The sequence below is a fragment of the Aggregatibacter valvarum genome, from assembly GCF_980468985.1.
In genome coordinates, this window is record NZ_OZ413141.1 from 2,000,128 (window position 1) to 2,014,634 (window position 14,507).

Annotated in this window: 8 protein-coding genes and 1 pseudogene; 3 read left to right on the plus strand and 6 right to left on the minus strand. The window is 44.3% G+C overall.

The annotated features are described in order from the left end of the window. Positions 1-120: 120 nt before the first annotated feature. A complete protein-coding gene (gene tkt, locus AC30SF_RS09640) occupies positions 121-2,118 on the plus strand; it encodes a transketolase (RefSeq protein ID WP_489608270.1) in 1,998 nt (665 codons plus the stop codon). A 142-nt stretch (positions 2,119-2,260) separates the two neighbouring features. Here tkt and pyrG read toward each other — a convergent pair whose 3' ends face one another. Continuing rightward, positions 2,261-3,895: a glutamine hydrolyzing CTP synthase gene (pyrG, locus tag AC30SF_RS09645; protein ID WP_489608271.1), complete on the minus strand. Its 1,635-nt coding sequence runs from the start codon at positions 3,893-3,895 to the stop codon at positions 2,261-2,263. Positions 3,896-3,985: 90 nt separating this feature from the next. Here pyrG and brnQ point away from each other — a divergent pair. After that, positions 3,986-5,440: pseudogene (brnQ, locus tag AC30SF_RS09650) on the plus strand (branched-chain amino acid transport system II carrier protein). A gap of 284 nt (positions 5,441-5,724) precedes the next feature. Further along, a complete protein-coding gene (gene rpoH, locus AC30SF_RS09655) occupies positions 5,725-6,573 on the plus strand; it encodes an RNA polymerase sigma factor RpoH (RefSeq protein WP_290521796.1) in 849 nt (282 codons plus the stop codon). Between the two features lie 203 nt (positions 6,574-6,776). Here rpoH and mutS read toward each other — a convergent pair whose 3' ends face one another. From mutS to AC30SF_RS09680, 5 genes are all read right to left on the minus strand, one after another. Next, positions 6,777-9,377 carry a DNA mismatch repair protein MutS gene (gene mutS, locus AC30SF_RS09660; RefSeq protein WP_489608272.1) on the minus strand — a complete coding sequence of 867 codons (2,601 nt, stop codon included), beginning with the start codon at positions 9,375-9,377 and terminating at the stop codon, positions 6,777-6,779. 190 nt (positions 9,378-9,567) lie between these two features. Next, entirely contained in the window at positions 9,568-11,634 is a 2,067-nt protein-coding gene (gene glyS, locus AC30SF_RS09665) for a glycine--tRNA ligase subunit beta (RefSeq protein WP_489608273.1), read from the minus strand. Between the two features lie 46 nt (positions 11,635-11,680). Next, a complete protein-coding gene (locus AC30SF_RS09670; protein WP_489608274.1) occupies positions 11,681-12,151 on the minus strand; it encodes an OsmC family protein in 471 nt (156 codons plus the stop codon). Positions 12,152-12,809: 658 nt separating this feature from the next. Then, the gene (locus tag AC30SF_RS09675) at positions 12,810-13,175 is read right to left on the minus strand and encodes an endonuclease domain-containing protein (protein WP_489608275.1); all 366 of its coding nucleotides are present in this window, start codon (positions 13,173-13,175) and stop codon (positions 12,810-12,812) included. 5 nt (positions 13,176-13,180) lie between these two features. Then, positions 13,181-14,446 carry a histidine-type phosphatase gene (locus tag AC30SF_RS09680; protein ID WP_489608276.1) on the minus strand — a complete coding sequence of 422 codons (1,266 nt, stop codon included), beginning with the start codon at positions 14,444-14,446 and terminating at the stop codon, positions 13,181-13,183. Positions 14,447-14,507 lie beyond the last annotated feature (61 nt).

Below are 14,507 nucleotides of genomic sequence, written 5' to 3' on the forward strand. Positions count from 1 at the left end.
AGTTATGTATTAAGCAAAAGTGCGGTGGACATTTTCCGTGTTTAAAAACGCTGAAAAATCTGACCGCACTTTTTTATGAGCACACCCTATTTTGTCAATTTATCTCAATCAGGAGGCACAATGTCAACTCGTCAACAACTCGCCAATGCCATTCGCTTTTTAAGTATGGATGCGGTGCAAAAAGCCAAATCCGGTCACCCGGGCGCACCGATGGGCATGGCGGATATCGCTGAAGTATTATGGCGTGATTTTTTATATCACAACCCAACCAACCCGCAATGGGCTAACCGTGACCGCTTCGTGCTATCTAACGGCCACGGTTCTATGCTGATTTACAGCTTGTTACATTTAAGCGGTTACGATGTATCCATTGAAGATTTAAAACAATTCCGTCAATTACATTCCAAAACACCGGGGCACCCAGAGTTTGGTTATACACCCGGCGTTGAAACCACTACAGGTCCACTAGGTCAAGGTATCACCAATGCGGTGGGTATGGCGATTGCAGAGAAAACCCTTGCGGGCCAATTTAACCGTGACGGCCACAACATCGTGGATCACCACACCTATGTTTTCTTGGGCGATGGCTGTTTAATGGAAGGGATTTCCCACGAGGCTTGCTCTTTAGCAGGTACCTTGGGCTTAGGTAAATTAATTGCCTTCTACGATGACAATAACATTTCTATCGATGGTCATGTTGACGGTTGGTTTACCGATGATACACAAAAACGCTTTGAAGCTTACGGTTGGCAAGTGATTCCGGCAATCGACGGTCACAACCCGGCACAAATCATTGAGGCAATCAAACAAGCGCAAGCGGAAACCAATAAACCGACCTTAATTATTTGTAAAACCATTATCGGTTTCGGTTCCCCGAATAAATCTAACTCTCACGATTGCCACGGCGCACCATTAGGTGATGAAGAAATCGCATTAACCCGTAAAGCACTAAACTGGGATTACGCACCGTTTGAGATCCCAGCCGATATTTATGCACAATGGGATGCAAAAGCGAAAGGCGCAGAGCTAGAAAAAGCCTGGCATGAAAAATTTGCTGCTTATGCGAAAGCCTATCCAGAATTGGCTGCTGAATTTACCCGCCGCATGGAGAAAAACCTTCCGGCTGATTGGGCAAAAGAATCTCAGGCGTTTATTGACCATTTACAAGCGAACCCGGCAAGCATTGCAAGCCGTAAAGCCTCACAAAATGCTATTGAAGCTTATGCAAAAGTGTTACCGGAATTACTTGGTGGTTCTGCCGACTTGGCAAGCTCCAACCTCACCCTTTGGTCCGGCTCTAAACCGATTCGCGCGACTCAAAACGTGGATGGTAACTACCTCAACTACGGCGTACGTGAGTTCGGTATGGCGGCAATCATGAACGGTATTGCGCTCCACGGTGGTTTCATTCCTTACGGCGCAACCTTCTTAATGTTTATGGAATATGCCCACAACGCGATTCGCATGGCGGCATTAATGAAACAACGCAGCTTATTCGTGTTCACACATGATTCCATCGGTTTAGGCGAAGACGGTCCAACCCACCAACCGGTTGAACAAACCTCCGCATTACGTTTAATCCCGAACTTGAACACATGGCGCCCTTGCGACCAAGTAGAGTCTGCCATTGCTTGGAAAGCAGCGATTGAAAGAACTGATGGCCCAAGCGCATTAATTTTCACTCGTCAAAACTTGGCACAAATGGACCGCACTTCTGAGCAATTAGCTAACGTAGCGCGCGGCGCTTATGTATTAAAAGACTGCGCCGGCACACCGGATTTGATTTTCATTGCGACCGGTTCTGAAGTGGAATTGGCGGTGAAAGCGGCAGAACAATTAACCGCAGAAGGCAAAAAAATCCGTGTGGTTTCTATGCCAAGTACGAACGTGTTCGACAAACAAGACGAGGCTTATCGCGAAGCGGTATTGCCAGGCGCGGTGACTAAACGTGTGGCTGTTGAAGCGGGCATTGCCGACTTCTGGTACAAATACGTCGGTTTCAACGGTCGTATCGTTGGTATGCACAGCTTCGGTGAATCCGCACCGGCAGACCAATTGTTCAAACTCTTTGGCTTCACGGTGGATAACGTGGTCGCTAAAGCGAAAGAAATTCTTTAATTTCAGACCGCACTTTAAAACAACAGGCCGAACAGCAAAATCACTGTTCGGCTTTTTTCTGTTGTTTCTTGGCATTTTAAATCCATCATAGAAAGCACAAAGGCAGGTTACCCTGCCTTTTTTCTTATGTTCTAAAAAACCACTAATCAGATTTTTTCTGATTCTCTTTTGCCGCTTTCACAAAGCCTTCGAATAATGGATGCCCATCACGTGGCGTGGACGTGAATTCCGGGTGGAATTGGCAAGCAACAAACCAAGGGTGGTTCGGCACTTCAATGATTTCCACCAGTTTTTTATCAGCAGATAAACCGGTTACTTTCAAGCCGGCTTTTTCGATTTGTGGAAGTAAGACATTATTGACTTCGTAACGGTGACGATGACGTTCTTCGATAGTTTCGGCGCCATATAATTTGCGTGCTAAGCTGCCTTCAATTAAATGGCATTTTTGTGCGCCAAGACGCATGGTGCCACCTAAATCGGATTCATCACTGCGGACTTCTGTATTGCCTTCCGCATTTTGCCATTCGGTGATTAAACCTACTACCGGTTGCGGACAAGTGCGGTCGAATTCGGAAGAGTTTGCCTGGGTCATGCCGGCAACATTACGGGCGAACTCGATGAGCGCCACCTGCATACCTAAGCAAATGCCTAAATACGGAATATTGTTTTCACGCGCATATTTGGCGGTGAGGATTTTGCCTTCCACGCCACGATAGCCGAAGCCGCCCGGCACTAAAATACCGTCTAAGCCTTTTAAGATGTCAACGCCTTTGGTTTCTACATCTTGTGCGTCGATGTATTTGATATTTACACTCAAACGATTTTTCAAACCGGCATGTTTTAACGCTTCGTTTACGGATTTATAGGCATCCGGCAATTCGGTGTATTTACCCACCATACCGATAGTGACTTCGCCCGTCGGGTTGGCTTGTTGATACAACACTTGTTCCCATTCGGATAAATCGGCTTCCGGGCAAGTTAAGTGGAAGCGATTGCAAATGAAATCGTCCAATCCTTGAGATTTTAAGAGTGCCGGGATTTGGTAAATGGAAGACACATCTTTCAGAGAAATTACCGCGCGTTCCGGCACGTTACAGAACAACGCAATTTTGGCGCGTTCATTTGGCGGAATCATGCGGTCAGAACGGCAAATCAGCACGTCCGGTTGAATCCCGATAGACAATAATTCTTTTACAGAATGTTGTGTTGGTTTAGTTTTGACTTCGCCGGCGGTCGGAATATAAGGAACAAGCGTTAAGTGCATGAAAATCGTGCGTTCACGTCCCACTTGTACAGCAAGTTGGCGCAAGGCTTCCAAGAACGGGAGGGATTCAATATCGCCTACGGTGCCACCTACTTCTACGATGGCCACATCATGCCCCGCTGCGCCATCAATCACGCGTGCTTTAATTTCGTTGGTAATGTGTGGAATCACTTGAATGGTGGCGCCTAAATAATCTCCGCGACGCTCTTTGCGTAACACTTCGGAATAGATTTTACCGGTTGTGAAGTTGTTACGTTTGGTCATTTTGGTACGAATAAAACGTTCGTAGTGACCTAAATCTAAATCGGTTTCCGCGCCGTCTTGGGTCACGAAAACTTCACCGTGCTGAGTCGGGCTCATGGTGCCCGGATCGACGTTGATATAAGGGTCGAGTTTCATGATCGTGACGTTCAAGCCACGCGCTTCTAAGATTGCCGCAAGTGATGCTGCTGCAATGCCTTTACCAAGCGAAGAAACTACGCCGCCTGTGACGAAAATATAATTGGTAGCCATAAGAAACCTATTTGTTGCTATTGGGATGGATGGAAAATTAGGATAAATATAATCTATCAAGACGGGAGCGTAGTTTACAACAAAGGCAGAATGAACTCAATTGCCGAACAGAGAATTACAGGAAAAGTGCGGTCAAATAATACAATGTTTTTTATGTGTTTTTCATCGTTTCGTTACGAATAATCAGGCTTTTATAGTAGAATCCGAAATGCGTCTTTATTTTATTACCAAAGAGAAACGATTATGTTTTCACGCAAAGATATTCTTGTTTTAGGCATGATGATTTTCGCCCTGTTTTTAGGCGCAGGAAACATTATTTTTCCGCCGATGGAAGGCTACACGGCAGGGCAACATTGGGCAACAGCCGCCTTGGGATTTGTGCTCACCGGCGTATTAATGCCGTTTATCACGCTGGTTGTGGTCTCTGTCTTAGGTCGTGGTGAAGAACTCACCCGCGACCTTCCTAAATGGGCAGAGGTCTTATTTTTAGCCACGTTGTATTTGGTCATTGGTTCTACGTTTGCGATGCCACGCATTACCAACGTCGCATACGAAATGGCGTTTGTACCACTTGATATAGTGGCAGACACGTCAAGAAATCATCTGATTTTTGCGGTAGTCTTTAACATTATCGCCATGCTATTTATGTTGAAACCGAACACCATTATTTCCAGCGTAGGCAAATTTATGACCCCGGCCTTATTGGTGTTGTTAGTGGTGGTGACCGTAACTGTCTTTATCTCTCCCTTGTCGGATATTGTCGCGCCAAGCAAAAGCTATGCGGACAGCTCAGCATTGACCACCGGTTTAATTAGCGGTTATCAAACCATGGATGTCTTGGCGGCAATTGCTTTCGGCGGCATTGTTGCTCGTGCGTTAAGTGCGAAAAATATCACCGAACCGAAAAAAATCATGCGTTACACCATATCCGCCGGTGGCATTTCAGTGGTTTTATTAGCCGCACTTTATTTCTCCCTTTTCTATCTTGGCGCAACCAGTGACCAAGTGGCGCAAGGCGTCAGCAACGGTGGTCAAATTTTCTCCCGTTATGTGAACGTGTTATTCGGCAAAGAAGGCTCTTGGATTATGTCCGGTATCATCTTCTTGGCAAGTTTAACCACTTTAGTGGGCGTGACCAGTGCTTGTGCTTACTATTTCGCTAAATTCTCTAACCGCTTGCCATATTCTTTCTGGGTGGTGGTGTTTACTGTCATGACGACCATCATTTCCGAAAACGGTTTAACGAAATTATTACAAGTCACCATTCCGGCGTTGTTATTAATTTATCCGGTAGCAATCATGTTGGTCGTGTTGCAATTCGTCCGCGCTAAATTACCTTGTGTGAAATTAACCTATCGTGCCACCATTGCGATAACGGTGTGTTTTAGTCTGTGTGATAGTTTAAATAACGTGGGACTCTTGTCTGACGGCATGAAACAATTCCTTGGCAATTTCCCCTTATATGATAATGGTTTGGCATGGTTAGTTCCTTCGTTAGGCGTGTTGTTCTTGACTATGCTGGTGGGTAAAAAACGTGCTGCGTAATTCTTTTTTCAGCAAGCATAAATAAAGAAAACAGGCAAAAAATGACTCGCAATCGAATCCAGTTCGATTGTGTTTCCAGTGGCGCCGTTGGCAAAGCCAACGTTAAAAATCCGTCAGATTTTTTGACCGCACTTTTTTAGTCAACAAAAGAACTTTTAGGCTAAAAATAGGTCATATTAACCGTGAAATGATAGAATTCAATCGTCCAAACCGATTGAAATTCTGATGAATTATGTTATAACTGAGCTTAATCAAGCTTGGTGATGTCAGTAAGAAGGAAGATGATGGATAAAGAAACTCAAACTATGATGTTAGTTCCCCAAGGAAGCTTAGAAGCCTACATTCGCGCAGCGAATGAATACCCGATGTTAACGGCGGAAGAGGAAAAGGAACTTGCGGAACGTTTGTATTACCACGAAGATATTGAGGCGGCAAAAAAACTCGTGTTATCTCACTTGCGCTTCGTTATCCATGTTGCCCGCGGCTATTCCGGTTATGGCTTGCCGCAAGCGGATTTAATTCAAGAGGGCAATATCGGTTTAATGAAAGCCGTGAAGCGTTTTAACCCGGAAGTCGGTGTTCGCTTAGTGTCTTTCGCCGTGCATTGGATCAAAGCAGAAATTCACGAATACGTTTTACGTAACTGGCGTATTGTGAAAGTCGCAACGACCAAAGCGCAACGTAAGTTGTTCTTTAATCTACGCAAAACAAAACAACGCTTAGGTTGGTTTAATGAAAACGAAGTGGACATGGTCGCCAATGAGTTAGGCGTTTCTCCGCAAGATGTGGTGGAAATGGAATCGCGCATGACCGGAGCGGATGTCACCTTTGATTTACCAACCGATGATCATGACGAAGAAACCTATGCGCCGGCATTATACTTGGAAGATAAAAGCTCCAATTTTGCAGCGGAATTAGAAAATGAAAACTACGAAGCACAAGCGACCGACCGACTTGCTGTCGCTTTGGATAACTTGGATGCCCGTAGCCAAGACATTATCAAAGCCCGTTGGTTGGATGAAACCAAAGCTACGTTGCAAGATTTGGCAGCAAAATACAATATTTCTGCCGAACGCGTTCGTCAGCTCGAAACCAACGCACTGAAAAAATTAAAAACCGCAATAAGTGTTTAATCTCACCTCATCAAAAAAACCGACAATTATGTCGGTTTTTTTATTGGGTTCACAATGAAAATATCGCAGAAATGACTCACAATTGAATTGAGTTCAATTATTCGATCTAATAGGCTGTTGACAAAACCAACGTCTGAAATCCGTTGGATTTTGTGACCGCACTTTAAGATGAAAACGGCTGATTTATTTGAAAATCACTAATATCACCCTTTCACCATTTTCTTTAACTGATACAAATAGGCTAATGCCTGTTTTGGACTTAATTCATCCGGATCTAATTCTTGTAACATATTCAATAACATCTCCTTATTTTCATCTTCCGCCTGATCAAATGCTAATTCACCTTGGCGTTGATTTAATAAACGCAGATCCTGAATCTGTTGGTTGGCGTTTTGCTGTGATAGTTTTTCTAATTGCGCCAGTTTTTGTTTGGCAAGCTTGATGACTTGTTGAGGCACGCCTGCCAAGGCAGCGACCGCAAGACCGTAACTTTTACTGGCAGCACCTTTTTGCACGGCGTGCATGAAAGCAATGGTGTCATTATGTTCAATGGCATCTAAGTGAATATTGCCGATGCCTTGTACCTGTTCCGGTAGCACAGTGAGCTCAAAATAGTGGGTGGCGAATAAGGTTAAAGAACGGATTTTCTTCGCTAACCATTCGGCACAAGCCCAGGCGAGGGACAAACCGTCATAAGTGGAGGTTCCACGGCCGATTTCATCAATTAACACCAAACTTTTGTCTGTTGCTTGATGCAGAATATTCGCCATTTCCGTCATTTCCACCATAAAGGTTGAACGTCCGGAAGCGAGATCATCAGAAGCGCCGATACGGGTAAAAATACGATCAACAGGGCCAATTATCGCACTGTCTGCCGGCACAAAACTGCCCATGTACGCCATTAAGGTAATCAGCGCCGTTTGGCGCATATAGGTACTTTTACCGCCCATATTTGGGCCGGTAATAATGAGAAAATGTTGCTGTTCCGTAAGCTCTGTTGGGTTGGCAATAAACGGTTCCTTCAACACTTGCTCCACCACAGGGTGACGGCCGTTTTGAATATGAATGCCCGTTTGTGCCGAGAAGGTCGGCGCCACATAATTCAGGCTTTCCGCCCTCTCCGCTAAATTGGTGAGCACATCCAATTCGGCTAATGCCAAACCGGCAAGCTGTAAGTCACCCAAGTGCGGTAATAATTGGTCGAAAATTTCATCGTATAGCTGCTTTTCCAGTGCCAAAGAAGCGCCTTTTGCTTTCAACACCTTATCTTCATAGGTTTTCAATTCAGGAATGATATAACGTTCGGCATTTTTTAAGGTTTGACGACGTACATAATGAATCGGCGCTTTATGGGCTTGCCCCTGGCTAATTTGAATGTAATAGCCGTGCACCGCATTGAAGCCGATTTTTAAGGTATCAATGCCGGTGTTTTCCCGTTCTCGTTGTTCCAGATCTTCCAAATAACGGGTGGCACCGTCGGCTAATTCACGCCATTCATCCAATTCAGCGTTGTAGCCCGCCGCAATGACGCCACCATCACGAATTAACACTGGAGGACTGTCAATAATCGCCCGTTGTAACAGGTCAAATTGTGCGGAAAAATCACCCAGTTGTTGGTAAAGTGCGGTCATTTTGGCGGACGTTTTTTCAGCCAACCGATTTTTTATATAAGGAATCTGCTCTAAAGCGGTACGCAAGCGGGTTAAATCGCGCGGACGAGCGGTGCGTAACGCCACCCGCGCTAAAATGCGTTCCATGTCACCGACTTGTTGCAAATAAGGTTGCAAATTCGCCACTAAATCCTGTTCTAAAATCGCACCAATGGCTTGTTGGCGTTGCGTGAGTTTTTCTACATCGCAAATCGGTTGGTGAATCCAGCGTTTGAGCAAGCGACTGCCCATCGGGGTGACGCATTTATCCAATACCGCCGCCAACGTGTTTTCCGTCCCCCCCGACAGATTTTGAGTGAGCTCCAAATTGCGACGGGTTGCGGCGTCCAACTGAATATTTTCGCTGTGTTGAATGAGATGAATGCTTTGAATATGCGGCAAGGCGGTGCGTTGCGTTTCGCGTGCGTATTGCAATAAACAACCGGCAGCACATAAGCCTAGAATCGCTTTTTCAACACCGAATCCGCGCAAGTCTTTAGTATTAAATTGATGGCAAAGCTGTTGAATTGCAGTTTTTAGCTCGAATTCCCAAATAGGACGACGACGCAAACCTTTCGCGTGTTCAATTAGCTGAAAATCAGCGAAATCCTCACAATAAAGCAATTCTACCGGCGCGATGCGTTGTAATTCCGTTTGCAAATCCGCTTTGGATTGCGGTTCGGATAGCTGAAAACGACCGGACGTCATGTCTAATGTCGCCAAACCAAAATGATCGTTTTCCTGATACACCGCGGCAATGAGGTTGTCTTGCCGTTCCGGTAACAACGCTTCATCGCTCACTGTACCCGGCGTGACAATGCGCACAATTTGGCGTTCAACGGGGCCTTTCGCCGTATTCGGATCACCGATTTGTTCACAAATGGCGACGGACTCCCCTAACTGCACCAACTTCGCTAAATAGCCTTCCACCGCGTGATAAGGCACGCCAGCCATAGGAATCGGCTGTCCTGCAGATTGTCCTCGTTTGGTCAGCGAAATATCCAACAGTGCGGAGGCGCGTTTTGCATCGTCGTAAAACAGCTCGTAAAAATCGCCCATGCGATAAAATAACAAAATATCCGGATTCTCTGCTTTGAGTTGCAGATATTGTTTCATCATCGGCGTATGCTGTTCGAAATTTTCTTTTGACATCATAAGGTTAGCACTATTGTTGGATTAATTGGGAAGAAATCACCTGACACCACGGGTTATCAGCGGAATCGCATATAATGCTTTGCGATAAGCGTATGAAAACAAAACACCCGCAGAATCAAGCCTCTGCGAGCGTTTCTTAACATTCGGCAAAACACCATTTAATCGGCGACTCTGCCATAAAGCGTAGACGTTATTGCAACAACGAAATATCCGCCACCTGTAAGAATAAACCTTGCAACGTGTTCAAAATGGCTAGGCGGTTTTGACGCAATTTGGCATCCTCCGCATTCACCATCACATTATCAAAGAAATTATCCACCGGTTGACGCAAGCCGGCGAGTTTATCCAACACCGCCGTGTATTCGCCTTGTGCGATAAGCGGCTGAACTTCTTTTGCCAAACTTAACACGCTTTGCGCAAGCTCTTGTTCTGCCGGCTCAACACATAACGCCACATCAATTGCGCCAATGTCGCCTTCCGCTTTCGCCAAAATATTCGCCACGCGTTTATTGGCGGCAGCCAAAGCTTCCGCAGAATCAAGGGTACGGAAATGAGAAACCGCACGCACACGCGCATCAAAATCAGCCGGACGAGTTGGACGACGCGCCAATACCGCTTGAATCACGTCCACCGCAATGCCTTCATCTTGATACCATGCACGGAAACGACCGAGCATGAAGTCCACCACATCGGCGACCACGTTTTGATTTGTGAGTTTATCACCGAAAAGTGCGGCTGCTTTTTTCACTAAATCTTCTAAATCTAGTGGTAAGTTTTTCTCAACAATAATACGTAACGCACCTAATGCTGCACGACGTAGTGCAAATGGGTCTGCACTGCCTTTAGGCGCTTGTCCGATACCGAAAATACCCGTTAAGGTATCAAATTTATCGGCTAAAGCGACCGCACTTGCCACTAAGGATTTCGGTAACTCATCTCCCGCAAAGCGTGGCATATATTGTTCGTTTAACGCCACCGCCACTTCTTCGTCTTCACCATCGTGACGAGCATAGTGCATGCCCATTACACCTTGCGTATCGGTGAATTCAAATACCATGTTGGTCATTAAATCACATTTTGATAGTAAGCCGGCACGTTTTGCTTTCGCTTCGTCTGCGCCAATTTGTTTTGCAATTTCGCCTGCAAGTTGTTCAATACGGTCTGTTTTGTCTTTCAATGTACCGAGCTGTTGTTGGAACAACACGGTTTCTAAGCGTGGTAAACGATCAACCAGTTTTTGTTTTAAGTCAGTTTTGAAGAAGAATTCCGCATCGGTTAGACGTGGACGAACCACTTTTTCGTTCCCTTCGATGATTACGGTTGGGTCTTCAGGGTTGATGTTCGAGACGAAAATAAAGTGCGGTAATAATTTGCCGTCTTTGTCATAAATCGGGAAATATTTTTGGTCGCCTTTCATGGTGTAAACCAAGGCTTCCGCAGGCACCGCTAAGAAGCGTTCTTCAAATTTTGCCGCTAAAACATTTGGATATTCCACCAAGGAAGTGACTTCTTCAAGCAGACTTTCTTCAATATCAGCCACGCCGCCAAGTGCGGTCGCTTTTGCTTGAGATTTTGCCAGAATTTCTGCTTTACGCTCATTGAAATCTGCCACCACAGAACCTTTTTCACGTAATAATTGCGGATATTGGTCTGCATGTTGAATTTCAAATTCTTTCTCGCCTAAGAAACGGTGACCGCGAATAGTGCGCGCACTTGCCACACCTAAAATTTCGCCTTCAATTAACTCATCGCCTAACAGCATAGTCACCGTGTGAACCGGACGGATAAACTGCACGGTTTTATCTGCCCAACGCATCGGTTTTGGAATTGGCAATTTCGCCAACGCGTTTGCCACAATGCCGTTAAGTAAGTTTTTAGTCGGTTGACCTTCAATTTTTGCACGGTGAACAAGCCATTCGCCTTTATCGGTTGCAATGCGTTCTGCTTGCTCAACGGTAATACCACAACCACGCGCCCAGCCTTCAGCTGCTTTCGTTGGTTTTCCTTCAGCATCAAAAGCGGCTGACACTGCAGGTCCGCGCTTTTCAATTTCTTTGCTCGGTTGTTGTGTAGCTAAGTTCAACACTTTCACCGCCAAACGACGAGGCGCCGCAAACCATTCGATTTTGTTGAAAGTTAAACCCGCTTGGTTTAATTCCGCTTCAACGTTATCCGCAAAAGAGGTTGCTAATGTTTTGAGAGCTTTTGGTGGCAGCTCTTCTGTGCCGATTTCTACTAGGAAGTTTTGGGTTGTCATTTTGTTTTCTCTGGTAAGGTGCGCCTTGGCACCATTTTATTTTAATTTAATCTTTTTCAATAATAGCTTCACATTTCACCGGAAAATTAAGTGAATTTGCAATAAAACACGCGTGATGCGCATTTTCATGTAATGCCAATGCCTTAACGGCATCCGACTCGCTTGAAATTCTCACACGAGGTTTTAATGTTGCCGAAATAAATCGGCCAGCATGCTCAGAACTGCCTTCATCCATAATCGCTATTGCTTCATCACGGTATTCTTGCACAATAATGTTATTAACTGCACAAAAATGTAAATACCATAATTTATGACAGGCAGAAATAGATGCCAGTAGCATATCTTCAGGATTCCAACGAGTTTTGTCGCCACGAAAAGCAGGATCAGCAGAACCTAAAATATTGGGTTTATTCAATGCCGAAGCAATAAAATCCCGTTCGTATGCGAGATAAGATGAAGTACCAGCTCCTAAATTTCCAACCCACTCTACCGTAGTTTGATAAGTATGTTGCTTCATTATATTTTCCGTTATCTCTTATAGCGCATGTAAATTAAGAAATTCATGTCCTATTTGATTATTTTCTTCGTTATCATTTCTGCCAAATCTCCCCTACCCCCTCTTTGCTAAAGAGGGGATTGGATCTTTGGAGAGTTAAATATTTATGTTCTACTTTAACGTTTTTTGAAAGCAGATAATTTAATCTTTATTGAAATTAAAATGTAAATGAGTCAGTTACTATCAATTTACTCAAGAAATCCCCCTCTTTAGCAAAGAGGGGTTAGAGGAGATTTACTCGCTTCGCTCGCACTTCGTGCCGTTGCTAAAGCAACGTTCAAACGCAAGCGTTTGTGGCAGATATTAATCCAACCTCATACTCAATAATCCCTCATATTCTAAAATATAAATAGCCCACTACTGTCAATTTACTCAAGAATTCCCCCTCTTTAGCAAAGAGGGGTTAGGGGAGATTTACTCGCTTCGCTCGCACTTCGTGCCGTTGCTAAAGCAACGTTCAAACGCAAGCGTTTGTGACAGACGTTAATCCAACCTCATACTCAATAATCCCTCATATTCTAAAATATAAACAGCCTGCTACTGTCAATTTACTCAAGAATTCCCCTCTTTAGCAAAGAGGGGTAGGGGAGATTTGGCAGAAATTAATCCGATCTCATACTCAATCAGCCCTTACATTCTCCAAAAACAAATAAATCTGCTCGACTACCGCTTCAATTTCATACATGACTTCGTCATTGCTAAATCGCATCACCGTAAAACCAAGTGAATTTAATTCTGCATCTCGCAATGCGTCTTTTTCCTGATAATCAGGTTCATAGTGCTGACTACCGTCCAATTCGATAATTAGCTTTGCTTTCGCGCAATAAAAATCAACGATATAACTTAAAAGTGGCTTTTGTCGATTAAATCGAAAACCTAATAATTGATCTCGATTGATGCGTTGCCATAGTTTTCTTTCGGCATCCGTTTGATCCACTCGCAATTTTTGCGAATTCTCTTTTAAGTATTTTTCATAGGGTTGCATGAACGTTATTTCTTACCGTTCTCAATCCCTTCACTCAACACCTTTTGAAACTGCTCGTAATCACAAAAGCCATTTTCATCTTTTTCACAGCCTTTAAGGGTTAATGCTGTTTGGTTTGGTGGTGTCGCTAAGCTTAATGGCGTGATGTTAATCAGTTGTTCGGTGGTTTGATAAACATAATCCAACTTAAATTTGAGCTTGCCACTCGGTTTGTGCTTCCACACTTCAAACAGCAACTTGCCACCGATTGGGATATTTTCCAATGAATCATCCAACTCATAAGGCTCAACGCCTAGTGCCGCAAGCAACGCAACAATATTCGAATCGTGTCCAACTAATAAGTTAATTTTGTTTTCACTGTTTAACTGTTGCTGAATAAATGCCAATAATGGATACGAGACATTTTGTGCTAACGCTTCGTTGTTTTTAAATAACGTGCGGTAATATTCGTTTTTAATTTCGTTAATTGCACGCCATTTTTCTTGGCTATCCACACGACCATTTGCGATTTCTGAGTCAGGTTTGCCCACATAATGGGCGAGCAATAATGCACTGACAATTTTCTTCCCTGTGCTAATAGCACCGGTAATTTTAACCGATTTGCCGTCTTTAATACTGTATTCACCGACTTTTCCACCTAAATCACATTCGCCTTTTTGTAAGCAATTTGGTGAGTTTTTGTAATCGATGATTTCACTTAATAGCGCATAATTCGGCGCTAATTTTTGCTGTAAAGCGGTTAAATCAACGTTATTTTTTGCCGATTCAATCAAGGCTTGACTTGGATTGTGCGCCTGCGTGTTAAAAATCGGATCTTTTTCTGAACCAATTTTACCATGATGTTGCAGTTGAACATTACAGCCCGCAAATGCACCGGCCACAATGGCTTGCCCTGTTGCAATGGTGCGTTGTACCCCATTGGCATAAGCGAAAATACCTTCACCCGATGCGCAACGTTCTGCAGTTAACAACCCTTTGTCTGCCAGCCACTGACCTAAATATTGCCCAAAATAGGTTTCTAGCACAGTGCCTTTTGCCGTGAGATAACCGGATGGCACATCCCATTTTGCCCAAGCATAGGGGGAATATTTCGCCATTTCCTGTGGATCTTTTTCCACCGGCGAGCGCAATCCATGACGACTAAAAATCAAGACTTTCTCAAGCTCATACTCTGCACTCGGTGTATTTGGGTGATGTTCCTCGGCAAATACACCGTCCGCAAAGGCAGAAACCAGCAAAAGTGCGGTCAGAATTTGAGGTGTTTTTTTCATCTTTTTTACCTTCCTAAATAAGAATAATTCGATAACAGCACAATGCTATCCTCTTTCATGT

What these genes read in the sequence shown, in the direction of transcription:
- mutS (WP_489608272.1), bottom strand. Translation starts at nt 9,377, where the DNA reads ATGATGTCAAAAGAAAATTTCGAACAGCATACGCCGATGATGAAACAA.
- AC30SF_RS09670 (WP_489608274.1), bottom strand. Translation starts at nt 12,151, where the DNA reads ATGAAGCAACATACTTATCAAACTACGGTAGAGTGGGTTGGAAATTTA.
- AC30SF_RS09675 (WP_489608275.1), bottom strand. Translation starts at nt 13,175, where the DNA reads ATGCAACCCTATGAAAAATACTTAAAAGAGAATTCGCAAAAATTGCGA.
- pyrG (WP_489608271.1), bottom strand. Translation starts at nt 3,895, where the DNA reads ATGGCTACCAATTATATTTTCGTCACAGGCGGCGTAGTTTCTTCGCTT.
- tkt (WP_489608270.1), top strand. Translation starts at nt 121, where the DNA reads ATGTCAACTCGTCAACAACTCGCCAATGCCATTCGCTTTTTAAGTATG.
- AC30SF_RS09680 (WP_489608276.1), bottom strand. Translation starts at nt 14,446, where the DNA reads ATGAAAAAAACACCTCAAATTCTGACCGCACTTTTGCTGGTTTCTGCC.
- rpoH (WP_290521796.1), top strand. Translation starts at nt 5,725, where the DNA reads ATGGATAAAGAAACTCAAACTATGATGTTAGTTCCCCAAGGAAGCTTA.
- glyS (WP_489608273.1), bottom strand. Translation starts at nt 11,634, where the DNA reads ATGACAACCCAAAACTTCCTAGTAGAAATCGGCACAGAAGAGCTGCCA.